Source organism: Kitasatospora sp. NPDC040550, assembly GCF_055594965.1.
Genome location: NZ_JBVIWC010000002.1, coordinates 124891 through 141814 on the forward strand (window position 1 = coordinate 124891; position 16924 = coordinate 141814).

16 protein-coding genes are annotated in these 16924 nt (G+C 74.6%); 7 read left to right on the forward strand and 9 right to left on the reverse strand.

From position 1 onward, the window contains the following. Nucleotides 1-10: 10 nt before the first annotated feature. Complete coding sequence (locus ACZ58X_RS03335; RefSeq protein WP_470331990.1) at nucleotides 11-769, forward strand: serine hydrolase; 759 nt, start codon at nucleotides 11-13, stop codon at nucleotides 767-769. Here the strand turns inward: ACZ58X_RS03335 and ACZ58X_RS03340 are convergent. The 7 genes from ACZ58X_RS03340 to ACZ58X_RS03370 all read right to left on the reverse strand — a co-directional run bounded on the left by ACZ58X_RS03340 (nucleotide 759) and on the right by ACZ58X_RS03370 (nucleotide 8129). Further along, a complete protein-coding gene (locus tag ACZ58X_RS03340) occupies nucleotides 759-1202 on the reverse strand; it encodes a VOC family protein (RefSeq protein WP_470331991.1) in 444 nt (147 codons plus the stop codon). The genes ACZ58X_RS03335 and ACZ58X_RS03340 overlap by 11 nt on opposite strands. 112 nt (nucleotides 1203-1314) lie before the next feature. Further along, complete coding sequence (locus ACZ58X_RS03345) at nucleotides 1315-2448, reverse strand: FAD-dependent monooxygenase (protein ID WP_470331992.1); 1134 nt, start codon at nucleotides 2446-2448, stop codon at nucleotides 1315-1317. Between the two features lie 36 nt (nucleotides 2449-2484). Continuing rightward, nucleotides 2485-3072, reverse strand: a complete 588-nt coding sequence (locus ACZ58X_RS03350) for a GTP-binding protein (RefSeq protein ID WP_470331993.1) — start codon at nucleotides 3070-3072, stop codon at nucleotides 2485-2487. Nucleotides 3073-3075: 3 nt separating this feature from the next. Then, a complete protein-coding gene (locus tag ACZ58X_RS03355) occupies nucleotides 3076-3441 on the reverse strand; it encodes a DUF742 domain-containing protein (protein WP_360243681.1) in 366 nt (121 codons plus the stop codon). Between the two features lie 104 nt (nucleotides 3442-3545). Then, entirely contained in the window at nucleotides 3546-3992 is a 447-nt protein-coding gene (locus ACZ58X_RS03360; RefSeq protein ID WP_470331994.1) for a roadblock/LC7 domain-containing protein, read from the reverse strand. Beyond that, nucleotides 3989-6916, reverse strand: coding sequence for a sensor histidine kinase (locus ACZ58X_RS03365; protein WP_470331995.1), 2928 nt, complete (start codon nucleotides 6914-6916; stop codon nucleotides 3989-3991). The genes ACZ58X_RS03360 and ACZ58X_RS03365 overlap by 4 nt, the downstream gene beginning before the upstream one ends. Nucleotides 6917-7439: 523 nt before the next feature. Then, nucleotides 7440-8129 carry a FadR/GntR family transcriptional regulator gene (locus tag ACZ58X_RS03370; RefSeq protein ID WP_470332320.1) on the reverse strand — a complete coding sequence of 230 codons (690 nt, stop codon included), beginning with the start codon at nucleotides 8127-8129 and terminating at the stop codon, nucleotides 7440-7442. Nucleotides 8130-8346: 217 nt separating this feature from the next. Between ACZ58X_RS03370 and ACZ58X_RS03375 the strand changes: the two genes are divergently transcribed. The 5 genes from ACZ58X_RS03375 to ACZ58X_RS03395 all read left to right on the forward strand — a co-directional run bounded on the left by ACZ58X_RS03375 (nucleotide 8347) and on the right by ACZ58X_RS03395 (nucleotide 12969). Continuing rightward, on the forward strand, nucleotides 8347-10143 hold the full coding sequence (locus tag ACZ58X_RS03375) for a 2-isopropylmalate synthase (RefSeq protein WP_470331996.1): 1797 nt from the start codon (nucleotides 8347-8349) through the stop codon (nucleotides 10141-10143). Between the two features lie 7 nt (nucleotides 10144-10150). Then, the gene (locus tag ACZ58X_RS03380) at nucleotides 10151-10648 is read left to right on the forward strand and encodes a YbaK/EbsC family protein (RefSeq protein ID WP_470331997.1); all 498 of its coding nucleotides are present in this window, start codon (nucleotides 10151-10153) and stop codon (nucleotides 10646-10648) included. Nucleotides 10649-10964: 316 nt separating this feature from the next. Next, a complete protein-coding gene (locus ACZ58X_RS03385; RefSeq protein WP_470331998.1) occupies nucleotides 10965-11882 on the forward strand; it encodes a peptidoglycan-binding domain-containing protein in 918 nt (305 codons plus the stop codon). Nucleotides 11883-12028: 146 nt separating this feature from the next. After that, a complete protein-coding gene (locus ACZ58X_RS03390; protein ID WP_470331999.1) occupies nucleotides 12029-12562 on the forward strand; it encodes a hypothetical protein in 534 nt (177 codons plus the stop codon). A gap of 110 nt (nucleotides 12563-12672) precedes the next feature. Further along, nucleotides 12673-12969 carry a DUF1330 domain-containing protein gene (locus ACZ58X_RS03395; protein WP_470332000.1) on the forward strand — a complete coding sequence of 99 codons (297 nt, stop codon included), beginning with the start codon at nucleotides 12673-12675 and terminating at the stop codon, nucleotides 12967-12969. An 85-nt stretch (nucleotides 12970-13054) separates the two neighbouring features. Here the strand turns inward: ACZ58X_RS03395 and ACZ58X_RS03400 are convergent, their stop codons facing one another. Next, nucleotides 13055-13729, reverse strand: a complete 675-nt coding sequence (locus ACZ58X_RS03400; protein WP_470332001.1) for an O-methyltransferase — start codon at nucleotides 13727-13729, stop codon at nucleotides 13055-13057. Nucleotides 13730-13922: 193 nt separating this feature from the next. Further along, nucleotides 13923-15494 carry an MFS transporter gene (locus ACZ58X_RS03405; protein WP_470332321.1) on the reverse strand — a complete coding sequence of 524 codons (1572 nt, stop codon included), beginning with the start codon at nucleotides 15492-15494 and terminating at the stop codon, nucleotides 13923-13925. 285 nt (nucleotides 15495-15779) lie between these two features. Here ACZ58X_RS03405 and ACZ58X_RS03410 point away from each other — a divergent pair, with 285 nt between their 5' ends. Beyond that, the gene (locus tag ACZ58X_RS03410; RefSeq protein ID WP_470332002.1) at nucleotides 15780-16772 is read left to right on the forward strand and encodes an Lrp/AsnC family transcriptional regulator; all 993 of its coding nucleotides are present in this window, start codon (nucleotides 15780-15782) and stop codon (nucleotides 16770-16772) included. Nucleotides 16773-16924 lie beyond the last annotated feature (152 nt).

Consider the following 16924-nt stretch of genomic DNA (forward strand, 5'->3'; position numbering starts at 1 on the left):
CTCTTCCTCCATGCTGTCTGTGGTGGTGGCCCCCTGGGAGGGCGACGCGGCTCCGGTCTTCCTGCGCGCGCCGGACGAACTGCACGACGCCGCGAGCACGATGAAGGTCGCGGTGCTGGCCGCGCTGGCCCGCGGCGGGGTGGACCTCGACGCCGAGGTGCCGGTGGTGAACCGCTTCGAGTCCGTGGTGGGCGGGGAGTTCGGCAACGATCCCGACTGGGACAGCGATCCGCTGCCCTGGGAGCTGCTGGGCACCCACGTACCGCTGCGGCTGCTGGCCGAGCGGATGATCACCCACTCCTCCAACCTGGCCACCAACCTCTGCCTGGCCCGCACCGACCAGCGGACGGTGGCCGAGGTGTGGCGCCGGGCGGGGGCCACCCGCAGCTCCAGCCCGCGCGGGATCGAGGACTACGCGGCGCGCGCGGCGGGCGTGCACAACCGGGTGAGCGCCCGCGATCTGGTCCGCCTGCTGCACTCGCTCGCCGGGGAGCCGGAGTTGCTGGCGCTGCTGGAACGCAACGACTACCGGGTCGACCTCGCGGCCGGTGTCCCGCCGGGCACCCGGATCGCGTTCAAGAACGGCTGGGTGCCCGGCGCCCGGCACTGCGTCGGCCTGGTCCACCCGTACGACTGCCCGCCGTACCTGATCGCCGTCTGCTACACCGGCCCGCTCGCGGACGGCAGCGACCGCACCGACCCGGCGGCCCGGCTGCTGGCCCGGATCTCGCGGGCGGTGTGGCAGCGGCGCAAGGAGATCACTCGTTGATCGCGGGCATCGGCGCGCCGTCCGGGTTCCAGGCGGCCAGGAAGTCGGGTTGCCGGGCGAAGTCGACGAGTTCGACGTGCGCGCCGATGCTGTCGAGGCGGTGGTAGACGAAGGGGCGCCCGTAGGGGCAGCCGGCGAAGGCCTCCGGGAAGCCCGCGCCGTCGAGTCGGGCCGCGCCCGCCGTGACGTCCGAGGACCAGAAGCCGAGGTGGTGGAAGCGGGCGGTGTCGGTGTCGCCCCAGGGGCCGCCGCTCGGGGCTTCGATCAGTTCGATGTAGGGGGCGTCGCCGCTGGTGAAGACGATCCGGTAGTCCCAGTCGCCGATCCGCCCGTTCACCGGTTCCCGCCACCGCATCCCGGCGGCGGCGGTGAGGTCGGCCATGGCTGCGTCGAGGTCGGGCACGGTGAAGCAGACGTGGTAGAAGCCGGTCATGATCACCAGCCTGCTACGCACCCCGCGCGGGCGCAACACCCGCGCGGGGTCCGGAGGCAGTGGCTCAGGAGGGCTGGGACTCAGTACGGCTGAGACTCAGTACGGCAGGGACTCAGTACGGCTGGACGAGGACGTGGGCGGCGCCCGGGATGCCGATCTTGAGGAGCTCGTCCTCCTCCGGGGTGGTCGGGGTGCCGGTCTCCTGCTTGAGGACGGCGCGGGACAGCGACTGCACCCACATGGCGCGCGGGCGGCGGCGGGCCTCCCAGGCGGTGAGGGCGGTCGGGACGTCGGGCGCCGCGTCGAGGCTCTCGTCGAGGACGAGGGCGTCCTCGACGGCCATCGCGGCGCCCTGGGCGAGGTGCGGGGTGGAGGCGTGGGCGGCGTCGCCGGCGAGGACGACGCGGCCGGCGTGCCAGGGCTCCTCGACGGTGACCTGGGAGATCCGGGAGTAGACCACGGCGGCCGGGTCGGTGACCTGGGCGAGGGCCTCGGCGATGGGGCCGCCGAAGCCGGCCAGCCGCTCCCGGAGCTGCTCGTGGGCGCGCTCCGGGTCGGGGCGGAAGTCCTCGGCCTCGGCGAACACCGAGCCCAGGTACATCAGTTCCTCGCTGATCGGGGTGAGCAGTGCCTTGGCGGCGAGGTTCCCGGTGGACATCACCACGCCCTTGACCTCGGGCGAACGGGGCAGGGTGACGCGCCAGTTGGCGAAGCCGGTGTACTCGGGGGCGTACGCGTCGCCGTAGAGGCGCTTGCGCAGCGGGGAGCCGATGCCGTCGAAGCCGACGACCAGGTCGTAGCGGTCGTGGTGGCCGTCGGTGAGGGCGACGTCGACCCCGGTGCCGTGGTCGGTGAGCTCCGAGATCGTGGTCCCGAAGCGGATGCCGGCGCCGGCCGAGGTGGCGGCGGCGGCCAGCACCCGGGCCAGGGCGGGGCGCGGTATGCCGTTGTTGGAGGGGGCGTCGCCCATCCGGGGTTGGGGGATCTGGGCGAGGGTGGTGCCGGCCGGGTCGCAGATGGTCAGCACCTCCCACTCGAAGCCGGCGGCGAGGCACTCGTCGAGCACGCCGATCTCGCGCATCACGTGCAGGGCGTTGGACGGCTGGATGATGCCGACGCCCAGGGCCTCCAGCTCGTCGCGCAGTTCGGCGACGTCGACGTGGTGGCCGCGCCGGGCGAGGGCGGTGGCGAGGGTGAGGCCGCCGATGCCGCCGCCGTGGACGAGGACGCGCAGGGGTGTGGTCATGAAGGGGTGCTCCAAAGGACAGGGCTCGGGCGGGGCTCAGCCGACGGGGGCGGCGGCGAGGTCCATCAGGTGGTCGACCAGGGCGAGCAGCAGGTCGCGGCCGAAGCCGCGCTCGCGCACGTCGCCGATCAGCATCGGGACCTGCGGGTCGAGGTCGAGGGCGGCCCGGATCTCCTCCGGGGTGCGGGTGTTGTGACTGTGGAAGCAGTTGATGGCGACCACGAACGGGATGCCGCGGCTCTCGAAGAAGTCGATCGAGGCGAAGCTGGTGTCGAGCCGCCGGGTGTCGGCGATGACGATGCCGCCGAGGGCGCCGTTGACCAGGTCGTTCCACATGAACCAGAAGCGTTCCTGGCCGGGCGTGCCGAACAGGTAGACCACCAGCTCGGGGCTGACGGTGATCCGGCCGAAGTCGAGGGCGACGGTGGTGGTGTCCTTCTGGTCGACGCCGTCCAGGTCGTCGACGCCGACGCTGGCGGTGGTCAGGTACTCCTCGGTGCGCAGCGGGGTGACCTCGCTGACCGAGCCGACCAGGGTGGTCTTGCCGACGCCGAAGCCGCCCGCGATCAGGATCTTGACCGCGGCGGGGGCGGCAACGGGTGCGGGGGAGTGGGGTGTTGCCATGGTTCAGAGTCTCCGGAGTCCTTCGCGTACGGCCGTGAGCAGGCCGAGGTCCACGCCCCCGGCGGCACGGGCGACCGAGAGCGGTGCCCGGGCCTTCAGCAGGCCCTGGGCGACGAGGTCGCCCAGCAGGATCTTGGTGACCGAGACCGGGAGGTCCAGGCCGGCCGCGACCTCGGCGACGGCGGCCGGGCGGCGGCAGCGGTCGAGGATCAGCCGGTGCTCGGGCTGGAGGCCGCGGGCGCCGGCGCGGCTGCCCCGCGCCAGGGCCGCGTCGGCCTCCTCCTCGGCGGTGGTGAGCACGGTGATCAGGGTGAGGTCGTCGCGCTCGGGCGCGGTCCGGCCGCGGGTGATGGTGTACGGGCGGACCATGACGCCGGTCTCGTCCTCGGCGTACGGTTCCTCCAGTTCGCTCCAGTGCGGCGTCCGGCCGCGGGCCCGCGGGTCCTCCTCGCCGGTGTGCGGCCCCACCCCGGTCACCCCCGGTTCCGGGACGCGAAGACGTCGAAGGACGCGGGGGCGCCCTCGGCGCGGGCCGGGGTGGTGAGCTTCTGGCCGACCTGCTGCACCAGGGTGTGCATGGCCACGGACATCACCTCGGCGTCGACCTCCTGGGAGGCGACCACGGCCAGGTGGGTGCCCTGGGCGGCGGCGATGACGAACAGCCAGCACTCGGCGAGTTCGACGATCACCTGGTGCACCGGCCCGCCGTCGAAGAGCTGGCCGACGCCCCGGGCGAGCGACTGCTGGCCGGTGGCCACGGCGGCGAGGCGCTCCGCGTCGGCGCGCTCGATGGAGCGGGAGTGGCTGACCACGAGGCCGTCGTCGGAGAGCAGGACGGCGTTGCGGGTCCCGGGCACCGAGTCGACGAGTCCGTCCAGCAGCCAGTCCAGGTCCTGGTGGGTGGCGATCGTGCGGTTCATGACTGGTCATCCGTTCGTGTGGTTCGGGGTTCCGCGGCCGGCAGGGCCCAGGGGGAGGGCGCCGACGCGGGGGCGGGGGGACCGGCGGGCAGGGCGGGGGGAGCCGGCGGGGTGGTGCGGGCGGGCAGCGGGTGTTCGCCGCTGTCCTGGGCGCGGGCGGCGCGGGACTGCCGCTGGAAGGCGCCGATGGCGGCCCCGGAGCGGCGGACGGGCCGTTCGGCGCGCTCCGCCGGGCCGGGCCGGTCCGCCTGGTGGGGCGGGGTACCGGCGGGCTGCCCGGCGGCCGGGTCGACCCACTCCTGCCGGGTCGACGGGGGCACCCGCAGCTCGGCGGCCAGGCTGGCCTGGCGGACGCGCTGGGGCAGCGGCGGCTGGCCGCCCTCGACCTGGCTCACCGGCACGGCGGAGGGGTACTCGCGGTGCCGGCGCCGCTCGGCCAGCCGGTAGTGGTCGGCCGGGCGGTACTGCTCGTCGGCGTACGGGGCCTCGGCCTCGGTGACCCGGGCGTAGGCGATGTCCGGGTAGGCGGGGGCCTCCGGCGCGGGGGTGGTGGTGCCGGTGGCGGGCTGCGCCCCGGCCGGGGCGGCGGCGTAGGCCGGGGCCGGGTCGACGGGGGAGCTGTGCTGGATCGGCTGCTCGTACGACTGCGGCTGCCCGTACGGCTGCTGCGCCTGCTCGTACGGCGGCTGCGGCTGGAACGGTGCTTCCGGGAACGGTGCCTCCGGGAACGGTGCTTCCGGGAACGGTGCCGCCGGGAACGGGCCTTCCGACGGCCCCGGCTCCGGGAAGGCCGGGGCGACGGACTGCGTCGGAGCGACGGTCCCGGTCGGTGCGCCGAGGCCGGCCCCGCTCGGCGCGACGACCCCGACTACCCCGGCGACCCCGGCGACCGCGACGCCGCCTACGCCGCCTACGCCGACGAGCCCGCCGTCCCCACCCGGCAGCTGCCCGAAGGCGTCCACCGGTGCGACCGGCGGCCCGACCTCGACGACCGGCTGCGCCGCTTCGTCGGAGGCGGAGCGCACCGCCCGGCGGGAGCGCCGGACCAGCGGGATGGGTTCGACGGGGGCGGCGTCCGGGAGTCCGGCGTCGCCGTCGATGACCAGCTCGTCGGGGACGAGTACGACCACCCTGGTGCCGCCGAAGGCGGACGGCCGGAACTCGATCTTGAGCCCGGTGAGCGAGGCGAGCCGGGCGACAACGTGGAAGCCGAGCCGGATGTCGTCGGCCCGGGCGAGCACGTCGGTGCGCGGCGGGCGGCTCATCAGCTCGTTGGCCGCGTCGTACTGTCCCGGGTCCATGCCGAGGCCGCGGTCCTCGATCTCGACCGCGAGGCCGCGGCCGACCATGGCGGCCCGGACCTCGACCGGGGTGGGCGGCTTGGAGAAGGTGGTGGCGTTCTCCATCAGCTCGGCGAGCACGTGGGCGACCGGTCCGACGGCCCGTTCGGAGAGCCAGGGGTGGCCCTCGACGTCGATCATGATCCGCCGGTAGTCCTGCACCTCGCCCTGGGCGGAGCGCAGCACGTCCAGCAGCGGGACGGGCTTGCGCCAGCGCCGCTGGGGCTGGCCGCCCGCCATGATGACGAGGTTCTCCTCGTAGCGGCGCAGGCGGGCGGTGAGGTGGTCGAGGTCGAACAGGCCCTCCAGGATCTCCGGGTCCTCGTGCTTGCGCTCCAGTTCGTCGAGCTTGCGCAGCTGGCGCCCGATCAGCAGCTGGGTGCGGCGGGCGATGCGCTGGAGCAGCCGCTCGAAGCCGCGGTGCTGGTCGGCCTGCCGGACGGCGGCCTCCAGGGCGGCGGAGCGGGCCAGGTTGAGGGCCTGGCCGAGGCGGGCGAGTTCGTCGGTGCCGTTGCCGTGCTCGCCGGTGGTGACGGCGCGGCTCGCGGCCTCGGTGTCGACCTGTTCGCCGCGGCCGAGGCGGTCGACCACCTCGGGCAGGGTGCGCTCCATCTCCTCGGCCTGGGTGTGGAGTTCCTTGATGCGGCGGCGCAGCGAGCGGCTGAGCCGCCAGGAGGCGATGACCACGGCGACGACGGTGATCAGGCCGATCACGGCGGTCAGCACGACGCGGGTGAGCAGGCCGAGGATGGTGCCCTTGCCGACCTCGACGATGGCGCCGGTGCGGGCCTCGATGGCCTTGACCAGCTGGGGGTTGAGCTGGTCGACGGCCTGGCGCCACTGGTCCTGGGCGGCGGGCAGCTTGACGGTGCCGTTGGACTCGGCGGCGGTGGGCCGGGTGAGCTGCTGCTCGACGGCGGTCTTGGCCTGCCAGGCGGGGCTGTTCATCAGCTCGTGCCAGGCGGCGGCCTCGCCGTCCGGGACGTACGGGACGACCTGGACGGTGAACAGGTGGTCCTGGGCGCCGATCAGCTGCTGGATCTGCTGGTAGTCGGCGGTGCTGAGCCGGCCGGTGGGCCAGCCGCGGGCCAGGATGGCGTCCTCGCGGGCCAGCATCTCCTTGGCCCAGAAGGAGTTGACCAGGGTCTTGGACACCCAGGTGACCTCGCCCGCGTCGACGTGGCTGAGCGCGGTGAACAGCCGCAGGTCGACGGCGATGAGGTCGGTGTAGTAGGTGAAGACGGCCTGCTGGTCGAGGGTGCCCTTGTCGACGGCGGCCCGTTCCTCGGCCAGTTTGCCCATGGCCTGCCGCGCTTCGGCGACGGCGGTGCGCACGTCGTCGGGGGCGTTGTCGGCGGTCTCGCCGGACAGCGTCTGGAACTGGCGCACCGCGTCGTCGGTCAGCTGCCGCTGGTGGCGCAGCTGGTCGGCGTTGCTGCCGGGCCGGGCGAGCGCCTCGGCGCTGAGCCGGCGCTCCTCCTGGAGGTTGTAGTAGACGATGTTGGACGGCTGGCCGGCCTTCTGGGCGAGCATGCCCTGGGCGGCCTGGCGCTGGAAGTCGAAGACGGTCTCACCGCTGGTCACCGCCCAGAGTGCGACCAGGGCCAGGCTGGGGACGACGGCCAGGACGAGCAGGGCAGTCCGCAGGGACAGGCGTGGACGCCTGCGGGGGGTCTTCGGCGTCGGGGGCCGCCGATTCGCACGCGCGCGCAGAGCAGACTCCTTGGGGCTGGCGGCCGGCCGGTGAGGGGCGGGCCGTCCGGGCACGGGCTTTTGACGAAGCGATACTAGTCATATCGTGTGATTGGAGTGAAAGCCCGTGTGCCACCTGCGCGGTGCTTGTGCACCAGCTGGACACAATGTCACCCCCGCGTTGACCGTTTGTGTCCGAAGCAGCCGGGTTTGCTCCTGCCTGACACAGTGTCGCCCGCGGCCGGAGCCGTTGGGTGGCCGCGGTGTGAAAACTGTGTGACGCCCCCTCCGGAGGCCCGCTCGCCCCCGTCGGCGGCCTCGGCGAGGACCGTCGATGGGTTCTACGGGGCCGGCCGCAGATCGGTTCAGCGGCGCCGGCCGCCGGCGGGTTCGGCGGTGCCGGCCGCCGGTGGGTTCAGTGGGGGCTGAGCAGCCGCGAGCGCGTCGATTCCAGCTCCGCCGCCAGCACCCGCCCCGCCGCCGCCGGATCGCCCTCGTGCAGTGCCCGCACCAGCGCCGCGTGCGAGTCGTACCCCTGGTTCGGATCCCCCTCGCGGAGCCCGAGCAGCCCGACCAGGGCCACCAGGTGCTCCCGCAGCACCGGCGCGAACTGGGCGAAGAGGTCGTCCAGGACGGGGTTGTGGGCGGCGGCCACGATCGCCGTGTGCAGCGCGATGTCGGCGTCCACGAAGACCGTGTCGTCCGCCTCGCCGGCCGTCAGGCGAGCGGCCAGCGCGGCGTCCACGGCGGCCAGGTCGGTCTCCGTGCGGCGTTCGGCGGCCAGCCGGGCGGCCTGCACCTCGACCATCGTCCGCACCTCGTAGACGTGCGCCAGCTCGGCGGCGCGCAGCCGGGTGGCCCAGTCCCCGGCGGTCGGGCGGTCGGCCGTCACGAACACCCCGGCGCCCTGGCGGGCGCGCACCATCCCGGCCGCGGCGAGGGTGCGCAGCGCCTCCCGGACGGTGGAGCGGCCGACGCCCAGCTCCTTGGCGAGCGCGACCTCGCCGGGCAGCCTGCCGCCGACCGGCCACTCGCCCGACCGGATCCGCCGCTCGATCAGTTCGGCGGCCTGGGCGGCGAGGTGGGAGGGGCGGAGCGGGGGCATCGTCGTCACCTGTCAGGTTGTCTGAGGACTTCGGTCGTGGTTACTCTACCCGGCATGCAGCCGTGGAGCGCTCTCCTTCTTGGTGGCCGCAGCGGGGCGTGACCTGACCGGCACCCCGCTGCGGGGCGCCGTCCTGCCGGTCTCCGGAACCAGCCCGGGAATCCGACCCCGACGGCCCGGTTCCGGCACCCGAGTCGAGGACCCCCGAGGACACCCGATGCGATTCCCGACCCTGCACGCCCCCGCCGGGCCCACCCCGGCCGACGCCCCCGCCTGGAACCCCCAGCGCGGCGGCGCCATGCCCTCCCACCGCTACCGCCCCGCCCACGAACGGGTCCAGGTGCCCGCCCTGCTGCGCCGCTGGCCCGGCCGCCGGATCGAGCGGGCCCCGCTCTGGGTGCCCGTCGACCTGCGCGACGGCAACCAGGCGCTCGCCGAACCGATGGACCCGGCGCGCAAGCAGCGGATGTTCGACCTCTTCCTGGCCATGGGTTTCAAGGAGATCGAGGTCGGCTACCCCTCCGCCAGCCGCACCGACTTCGCGTTCGTGCGCCGGCTCGCCGAGACGCCCGGGGCGGTGCCGGAGGACGTCACCGTGGTCGTCTTCACCGCCGCCCGGGCCGACCTGATCGACCGCACCTTCGAGGCCGTCCAGGGCCTGCCGCGCGTCGTCGTCCACCTCTACACCGCCACCGCGCCGCTGTGGCGGGACGTCGTCCTCGGCAAGGACCGGGCCGAACTGCGGGCGCTGATCACCGCGGCCGCCGAGCGGATGGCCCGGCTCGGCGACGGCCGGGACGGCCTGCGGTTCCAGTTCTCGCCCGAGGTGTTCAACCTGACCGAACCGGACTACGTGCTGGAGGTCTGCAACGGCCTGACCGAGCTGTGGGACGCGAGCCCCGACCGACCCGTGGTCCACAACCTGCCGGCCACCGTCGAGATCGCCACCCCCAACGTCTACGCCGACCAGATCGAGTACGTCGACCGCCACCTGGCCCGGCGCGACTGCGTGATCCTCTCCGTCCACCCCCACAACGACCGGGGCACCGGCGTCGCCTGCGCCGAACTGGCCGTGCTGGCCGGCGCCCAGCGGGTCGAGGGCTGCCTGTTCGGCAACGGCGAGCGCACCGGCAACGTCGACCTGGTCACCCTGGCGCTCAACCTGCACACCCAGGGCGTCGACCCGATGCTCGACCTCTCCGACATCGACACCGTCCGCCGCACCGTCGAGCACTGCAACCGGCTGCCCGTGCACGAGCGCCACCCCTACGCGGGGGACCTGGTGCACACCGCCTTCTCCGGCACCCACCAGGACGCCATCAAGAAGGGCTTCGCCCGGCACGCCGAGGTCGCCGCCGAACTCGGCCTGCCCGAACGGGAGGCGCCCTGGTCGGTGCCCTACCTGCCGGTCGACCCGGCCGACCTCGGGCGCGACTACGAGGCGGTGATCCGGGTCAACAGCCAGTCCGGCAAGGGTGGCATCGCCTACCTGCTGCAGAGCGCCGCCGGACTGGACCTGCCCCGGCGGCTGCAGATCGAGTTCGCCCGGGTCGTCCAGGAGGCCACCGACGACAGCGGACGGGAGGTGACCGGCGAGGAGCTGTACGCGCTGTTCCGGGCCGAGTACCTGGACGCCGGCGCCGCCCGCGCCTGGCGGGTCGACGGCGGCCTGGCCGAGGTGGACGGCCGCCCGGGCAGCGGCGCCGGGCCGGTGGACGCCGTCGCGGACGCGGTGGGGGTGGAGGTGCTCTCCTTCACCGAGCACAAGGTCGGAGGCAGCCCGGACGCGATCGCCTACGTCGAGGCCCGGGCGGGCGACGGCGCGGTGGTCTGGGGCGTCGGACGCGACGCCTCGGTGCTCACGGCCGGCGTACGGGCGGTGCTCAGCGCCGCCGACCGGGCGGACCCCGCGGGCGCCGCCGTTGGCACGGCGTCCGGCACGGCATCCGGTACGGCGCCCGGCACGGCGTCGGGAACGGCGCCCGGTACGGCCTCCGGACGCGGAAGGGCATGATGGGGCGATGAGTTCACCCCTTCCCGCACGAAGCGTCGCGGTCGCCGAGGCGCTGGCGGCCGCCGGTGTCGCCGGTGAGATCGTCGTCCTGCCCGACTCCGCCCGTACGGCGGCCGAGGCCGCCGCCGCCCTCGGCTGCGCGGTCGGGGCGATCGCCAACAGCCTGGTGTTCAGCTGCGACGGCGAACCCCTGCTGGTGATGACCAGCGGTGCCCACCGGGTCGACACCGCCCACCTGGCGGCGGAGTTGGGCGCGGGCCGGATCACCCGGGCCTCCGCCGACCAGGTCCGCGAGGCCACCGGGCAGGCCATCGGCGGTGTCGCCCCCACCGGGCACCCGGCGCCGCTGCGCACCGTCGTCGACACCGCGCTGCGGCCGTACGAGGTGCTGTGGGCGGCGGCCGGGCACCCGCACACCGTGGTGCCGATGACGTACCAGGAGCTGCTGCGGGTCACCGGCGGCACGGCGATGGCCGTGGTGCCTCCCTCGGCGGCCGACAGCTGACCGCCGGTGGCTGACCGCCGGTGGCTGACCGCCGGAAGCTGGCAGCCGGTAGCTCACCGCCGGCAGCCGGTGTCGCAACGGCCCACCGCCATCCCGGCGGTGGGCCGTCGCCGTGCGGCGCGTCCCTGGGACGCCCGGGGTGCCCGGGCCGCGGGCCCGTCCCGGGGCGGACGGCGTCCCAGGGACGGGGAAGCCCTAGCGGGACGCCGTCGACCGCTCCTAGCGTCTCCCCACGGCGGCCGGTCGCGGCCGACGGCCGTCCGGCGCCGCCGCTTTCCCTCTCCCGCGCTCCGCGCTCAGTCAGTGAGGAACCGTCATGAAACGCATCCCGGCCATCATCGCCGCGATGTTCGCCGCGCTGCTCGCGGCCATGCTCGTCGCTCCGGCCGCCCAGGCCGCGAGCTGGCCCCTGGTCCGCAACGGTGACCGCGGTGACAACGTCACCACCGTCCAGTACCTGCTGTCGGCCCGCGGCTTCGGGACCGGCGTCGACGGGGCCTTCGGCCCCGACACCGAGAACAAGGTCAAGGCCTTCCAGAGCGCCAACGGCCTGAACCCGGTCGACGGCATCGTCGGCGGCGACACCTGGTCCAAGCTGATCGTCACCGTCCGCAACGGCGACAACGGCGACGCCGTCAAGGCCCTCCAGGTCCAGCTGAACGCCCACGGCGCCGGTCTCGACGTCGACGGCGCCTTCGGCCCCGGCACCGACGGCAAGGTGCGCGCCTTCCAGCAGTCCGCCGGCCTCAACCCGGTCGACGGCATCGCCGGCCCGATGACCTGGGCCGCCCTGCTCGGCGGTGGCGGCAGCACCGGCGGCTCCGGTGGCGGCTCCGGTGACAAGCTGACCCAGTCGCAGGCCGCCTCGATCTTCTCGGCCGCCGGCATCACCTGGTCGTCCTCGGGCGGCTGCTCGGACCGCACCAACAGCAGCTGCACCTCCTTCGACGGCCTGCGCCGCGCCTCGGCCGACGGCGCCGTCAACTTCAAGCGCGCCAGCAACTGCGCGGTGAACATCACCGGTGGCACCGAGGCCGGCCACGCCAGCGGCACCTACAGCCACGGCACCGGCTACAAGCTGGACTTCGGCATCACGAGCTGCATCACCAACTACATCCACGGCAACTTCTCGCACAGCGGCACCCGCGGCGACGGCGCCGACCTGTGGACCGCCCCCTCCGGCAACATCTTCGCCAACGAGGGCAGCCACTGGGACGTCACCTTCATGAACTGACGCCCGCGGAGCGCCTCCTGAGCGGCGCACCCTGCTGGGGCAGGGCCGACCGGACTCCCTCCGGTCGGCCCTGCCCCGTCGCGTTCCCGGGCGACCAGGGCCCCGTCGCGTTCCCGACCGGGAGCCGCGTCGTAGGATCCCGGGCCATGGAGATGAGTCCGCTGGTCCGCGCCGAACTGGCCCGGCACGACTGGGCCGCGCTGCGGTGCGTGTGCGGGGACTCGGCGGAGCACCTGCCGCTGTTGCTCGAGGCCGTCCTCACGGCCGAGACCGTCGCGGACCTCTTCGGGTACGCGCTCGAAGGCCACGTCCAGTCGGAGTGGGGGCTCGCCGAGTGCAGCCCGCCCGCCGTCGCCGTGCTGATGGCCGCCCTGGCGGGTGAGCCGCCGGCGGTGGCCCGGCGCGAACTGCTGGACACCGTGGCCCAGGTGGCCGTCGGATGGGCGGACTTCGGCGGGAGCCCGGGGACGTGGCCGGTGGGTGACGCCTGCCGGGGCCTGGTCGAGCAGGGCTTCTGGCGCCTGCTCGAACTCGGCCTCACCGGCAGCGCGGACGACGCCGACGCGGTCGCCGAGATCTGCGAGCTCCTCGACCTGGGCGGCGACGCCTCCGGCCACTACCAAGCCCTGCTGCGCGAACGGGTCCGGGCGAAGAGCAAGCGCGGGGCGCGCCGCGGTTAGGCCCCGCCCCCCGGTGGACCCCGCCCGTAGGGCGCCGTCCGCGACGGCGGACACTGGGGTACGGGCCGTCCAACGGGCCGGCCCCTTCGCACGGTTGACGAGGAGCCGACGTGTCCGCCCTGCTCATCCTGAACTACGACGTCACCGACCCCGAGCGCTTCGAGGCCTACCGCCAGGGCGCCGCCGCCGTCCTGCTGGGTCCGGCGGAGCTGGTCGCCAGCACCGACCGGACGGTCCACCTGGGCGAGGGCGGTCGCCCGCCCGGCGGCAGCTCCACCGTGGTGCTGCGCTTCGCCGACGTCGAACAGGCCCAGGCCGCCTACGCGTCGGACGCCTACCGGGAGCTGCTGGAGGAGCGCCTCGCCGCCACCGTCCCGTTCACGGCGATGATCGTGCCCGCCCTCTGAGGCTTCTGAGCCCTCTCCGTCCGGGCCGGTGGGCCCCGGGCTGCCGCACCCGGGGCTGCCGCACCCGGGGCTGCCGCGTCCGGGGCTAGCGCACCCGGCGGACGACGGTGAAGCCGTCCCAGCCCTTGGAGCCGACCGTCTGGAGCGCCGTGGCCTCCAGGCGGTCGTCCGCGGCGATGTCCGCGAGGACGGTGCGCACGCCCTGGACCCGGTCGTCCCCGCTGTCCGGGTCCGTGACGGCGCCGTTGCGCACCACGTTGTCGATGACGATCACACTGCCGGGGCGGGTCAGCGCCAGGGAGGCCTTCACGTAGGCGGGGTTGCTGGGCTTGTCGGCGTCGATGAAGACGAAGTCGTACGGCTCGGTGCCGGCCTCGACCAGCTGCTCGGCCGACTTGAGCGCCGGTCCGGTGCGGATGTCGACCCGCTCGGCGACGCCCGCCCGACGCAGGTTGTCGGCCGCGACCGCGGCGTTCTGCGGCTCCAGCTCCAGGGTGGTGACGTGGCCGTCCGCGCCGACGGCGCGGGCCAGCCAGATGGTGCTGTACCCGGCCAGCGTGCCGAACTCCAACACCCGCCGGGCGCCGCTCATCCCGCACAGCAGGGCCAGCAGCTTCCCCTGGTTCGCGGCGACCTCGGCCTGCGGCATCGTCGTCGCCCCGCCGGACTGCCGCGCCTGCACCAGCGCGTCGTCCTCGGGGACGAGGGTGTCGACGAAGTAGGCGTCGACCTCGCGCCAGGCCTGCTCGGACTCGTACATGCCGTCGTTCCTCCCCGGTGGTGGTCCCGGCCGCTCGGGTCGGTCGGCGAACCGGGCGAAGTCCTCAGGATGGCGCATCTGGTGCAGGCAGACCAACAGTCCGTTCTTCCTGCCGAGGTCCTCGACGGCGTCAAGCCAGGGGACGACGGCGGGGCGGGGCCCGCCACGGAGCGTCAGCGGGCCTCAGGAGGCGTCAGGGAGCGGGAACCGGCTCCCGGTCGGCGGCCGGGGCGGTGCGCGCCGCCGGGCTCCGGGGCGCCGCCGGGCGGAGCAGCACGGCGCAGGCGAGGGCGGCCAGCAGGGCGAGCGAGGCCGCGACGACCAGGCAGAGCCGCAGGCCGTCCAGGAAGGAGCCGCTGAGCGCCGTCAGGGCCTGGCCGGTGGCCGGGCCGAGGTCCAGTCCGGCGACGGCGCCGAGGCCCTGCTCGCGGGCGACGTCGACGACGTGCCCGGCGGTCGTGGCGGGCACCCCGGCGTCCGCGAGCCGGGCGGGCAGCGCGTCCACGGCCCGGGTGGTCAGCAGGGCGCCGAGCACGGCCGGGCCGAGGGCGCCGCCGACCTGGCGGAAGGCGTTGTTGCCGGCCGCGGCCATGCCCGCCAGGTGGTGCGGGACGGCGGAGACGGCGGTGGCGGTCATCGGGGTGAGCACGGCGCCCAGGCCGAGTCCGAGCAGCAGCAGCCGCCAGGCGATCGAGCCGAAGGCGGTGTGGGCGTCGAGGTTCGTCAGCGACAGCAGCGAGCCCGCCGTGACGACCAGGCCGGAGGTGATCAGGACCCGGGCGGACACCCGGTGCATCAGGCGCCCGACGGGCAGGCTGGCGGCCAGCGACGCCCCGGTCACCATGACCATCCGCAGGGCCGCCTGGAGGGTGGTCAGGTGCTGCACCAGGCCGAAGTACAGGCTGAGCACGAAGAAGAAGCCGATCAGCCCCAGGAAGCTGATCATGGCGACCAGCGAGGTGGCGGTGAAGGCCGGGCTGCGGAACAGGGCGGGGTCGATCATGGGGCTGGGGCTGCGCCGCTCCACGGCGACGAAGACGACCGCGGCGAGCGCGCCCAGCACCAGGGCGGCCACCGTGGCGGGCTCGCCGAAGCCGTTCGCGCCGCCCTCGATGACGCCGTAGACCACGGCGGTGACGGCCACGGCCGCGCTGATCTGGCCCGGCCAGTCGAGCCGACGGCCGTGCGGGGCGCGGGAGTCGGGCAGCAGGAACGCGGCGACGGCCAGCACGACCAGCGACACCGGGACGGGCAGCAGGAATATCCAGCGCCAGGCGACGTGCTCCAGCAGCACGCCCGCGATCAGCGGGCCCACGGCCAGCGAGGCCAGCAGGGACATCGCCCACAGCCCGATGAACTTCCCGCGCTCCCGGTGGTCGGGCACGGCGTGGCTGATCAGCGCCAGCGTGGTGGGCAGCAGCGCGGCCGCGCCGAGGCCGGAGGCGGCCTGCCCGGCCCACAGGACCTGGACGGAGTCGGAGGCCAGCGAGACCGCCGCGCCCACCGCGCACAGCGCCATGCCCGCCTGGAACACCCGCTTGCGGCCGTGGACGTCGCCGACCACGCCGGTGGTCAGGATCAGCGCGGCCATCGGCAGCACGAACGCGTCCGACACCCAGGACAGTTGGGCGGTGGTGGCGCCGAGCGCCCGCTGGATCGCTGGCAGGCTGACCGACACGGTGGTCACGGGCAGGTAGGCGACGAAGACGCCCAGGCAGGCCATGACGAGGGTGACGCCCCGTCCGGTCCTGGGGCCGCCTGGCATCGTTGCGGAGTTCACGGAGGTCTTCCTTCGGCTGCGGAGGTGCCGTACGGGCACCGGGTGCGCAGATGCCCGTACGGGCACCGGCTGCGGTGAGAGCGCCGCCGTGTCCGGCGCGCGCCCGCTCACGGGCCGGGCGCACCGGCCGGGCCGCGCGGACCGCACCGGCCGCCGGGTCGACCGCGGAGCCGCCGACCAGCTTCACCCCGGCGGGCCGAGGATCTCCGAACGATCTCGGAATGCAGTGCGAAACATCCATTCCGGTCGTGCCCGTGTGATGATTCCGCCATGCCCGACGCCCTGGACCGCACGATCATCCACGGACTCCACTACGGTCCGCGGGTCCCCTTCCGCCGCCTCGCCGAGGTGATCGGGGTGTCCGAGCAGACCGTGGCGCGCCGCTACACCGCGCTGCGCCGCAACGGCGTCCTGCGCGTCGTCGGCCTGAGCTCCCCGGCCGCGCACGGCCAGGCCGAGTGGATCGCCCGGCTGCGCTGCCGCCCCGACGCCGTGGACCCGCTCGCCGACTCCCTCGCCCGCAGGCCCGACGTCGCCTACGTCGGCATCGCCTCCGGCGGGTCGGAGATCAACTGCATCATCCGCTCACCGGCCGGCACCGGCCGCGACGACGTCCTGCTGCGGCAGCTCCCCAAGGCGGCCTCCGTCCTCGACATGAGCGTCGACCTGCTCATCCACCCCTTCGGCACCGACCGCACGGCCGGCTGGACCGGCGGCGAGGGCTCCCTCACCGAGGAACAGGTCCGTCAGCTCGCCGGGGAGCGCCCCGAGCCCGTCGGCCCCCCGCTCACCCCGACCGACGAGGACCTCCCCCTGCTGGCCGCCCTGGCCGAGGACGGCCGCGCCTCCCACACCCGCCTCGCCGAGGTCACCGGCTGGTCCAAGCCCCGTGTCGCCCGCCGCCTGGAGGCCCTGGAGTCCTCCGGCTCCCTGGTCTTCGACATCGACACCCTGCCGGAGCGGCTCGGCTACGAACTCAACGCCACCCTCTGGCTCCAGGTCGACCTGTCCGCGCTGCACCGGATCGGCGAGGAGATCAGCCGGCACGACGAGGTCGCCGTCGCCGTGGCCGTCAGCGGCCGGCACAACATCATGGCCGTGGTGTTCTGCAAGGACACCCCGGACTTCTACCGCTACCTGAGCAACCGTCTCGCCCGCATCGAGGGCATCCGCGGCTACGAGATCAGCGTCCGCGTGCGCCGCCTCAAGCAGGCGGCCTCCCTGATCCACCACGGCCGGCTGATCCACCCGGGGCTGGCCTGAGGGCCCTCCGGTACGCCGTCGCACGGCGTCGGGCCCTCGCCGCCGTTCCGGGGGCGGCCGCGCGGCGGGAGGAGTCGCGGGGCCTCTGGACGCGCCGGGGCCGAGCGCGATGGCGCCGGCCTGCCGGTGGGCGCGGCGGGCCGGGGCCGGGT

Excerpts from the sequence above, each read along its gene's own strand:
- ACZ58X_RS03345 (WP_470331992.1), bottom strand. The coding sequence starts at position 2,448 with ATGACCACACCCCTGCGCGTCCTCGTCCACGGCGGCGGCATCGGCGGC.
- ACZ58X_RS03380 (WP_470331997.1), top strand. The coding sequence starts at position 10,151 with ATGAGTTCACCCCTTCCCGCACGAAGCGTCGCGGTCGCCGAGGCGCTG.
- ACZ58X_RS03375 (WP_470331996.1), top strand. The coding sequence starts at position 8,347 with ATGCGATTCCCGACCCTGCACGCCCCCGCCGGGCCCACCCCGGCCGAC.
- ACZ58X_RS03350 (WP_470331993.1), bottom strand. The coding sequence starts at position 3,072 with ATGGCAACACCCCACTCCCCCGCACCCGTTGCCGCCCCCGCCGCGGTC.
- ACZ58X_RS03340 (WP_470331991.1), bottom strand. The coding sequence starts at position 1,202 with ATGACCGGCTTCTACCACGTCTGCTTCACCGTGCCCGACCTCGACGCA.
- ACZ58X_RS03360 (WP_470331994.1), bottom strand. The coding sequence starts at position 3,992 with ATGAACCGCACGATCGCCACCCACCAGGACCTGGACTGGCTGCTGGAC.
- ACZ58X_RS03370 (WP_470332320.1), bottom strand. The coding sequence starts at position 8,129 with ATGCCCCCGCTCCGCCCCTCCCACCTCGCCGCCCAGGCCGCCGAACTG.
- ACZ58X_RS03390 (WP_470331999.1), top strand. The coding sequence starts at position 12,029 with ATGGAGATGAGTCCGCTGGTCCGCGCCGAACTGGCCCGGCACGACTGG.
- ACZ58X_RS03335 (WP_470331990.1), top strand. The coding sequence starts at position 11 with ATGCTGTCTGTGGTGGTGGCCCCCTGGGAGGGCGACGCGGCTCCGGTC.
- ACZ58X_RS03410 (WP_470332002.1), top strand. The coding sequence starts at position 15,780 with ATGCCCGACGCCCTGGACCGCACGATCATCCACGGACTCCACTACGGT.
- ACZ58X_RS03355 (WP_360243681.1), bottom strand. The coding sequence starts at position 3,441 with ATGGTCCGCCCGTACACCATCACCCGCGGCCGGACCGCGCCCGAGCGC.
- ACZ58X_RS03400 (WP_470332001.1), bottom strand. The coding sequence starts at position 13,729 with ATGTACGAGTCCGAGCAGGCCTGGCGCGAGGTCGACGCCTACTTCGTC.
- ACZ58X_RS03405 (WP_470332321.1), bottom strand. The coding sequence starts at position 15,494 with ATGCCAGGCGGCCCCAGGACCGGACGGGGCGTCACCCTCGTCATGGCC.
- ACZ58X_RS03385 (WP_470331998.1), top strand. The coding sequence starts at position 10,965 with ATGAAACGCATCCCGGCCATCATCGCCGCGATGTTCGCCGCGCTGCTC.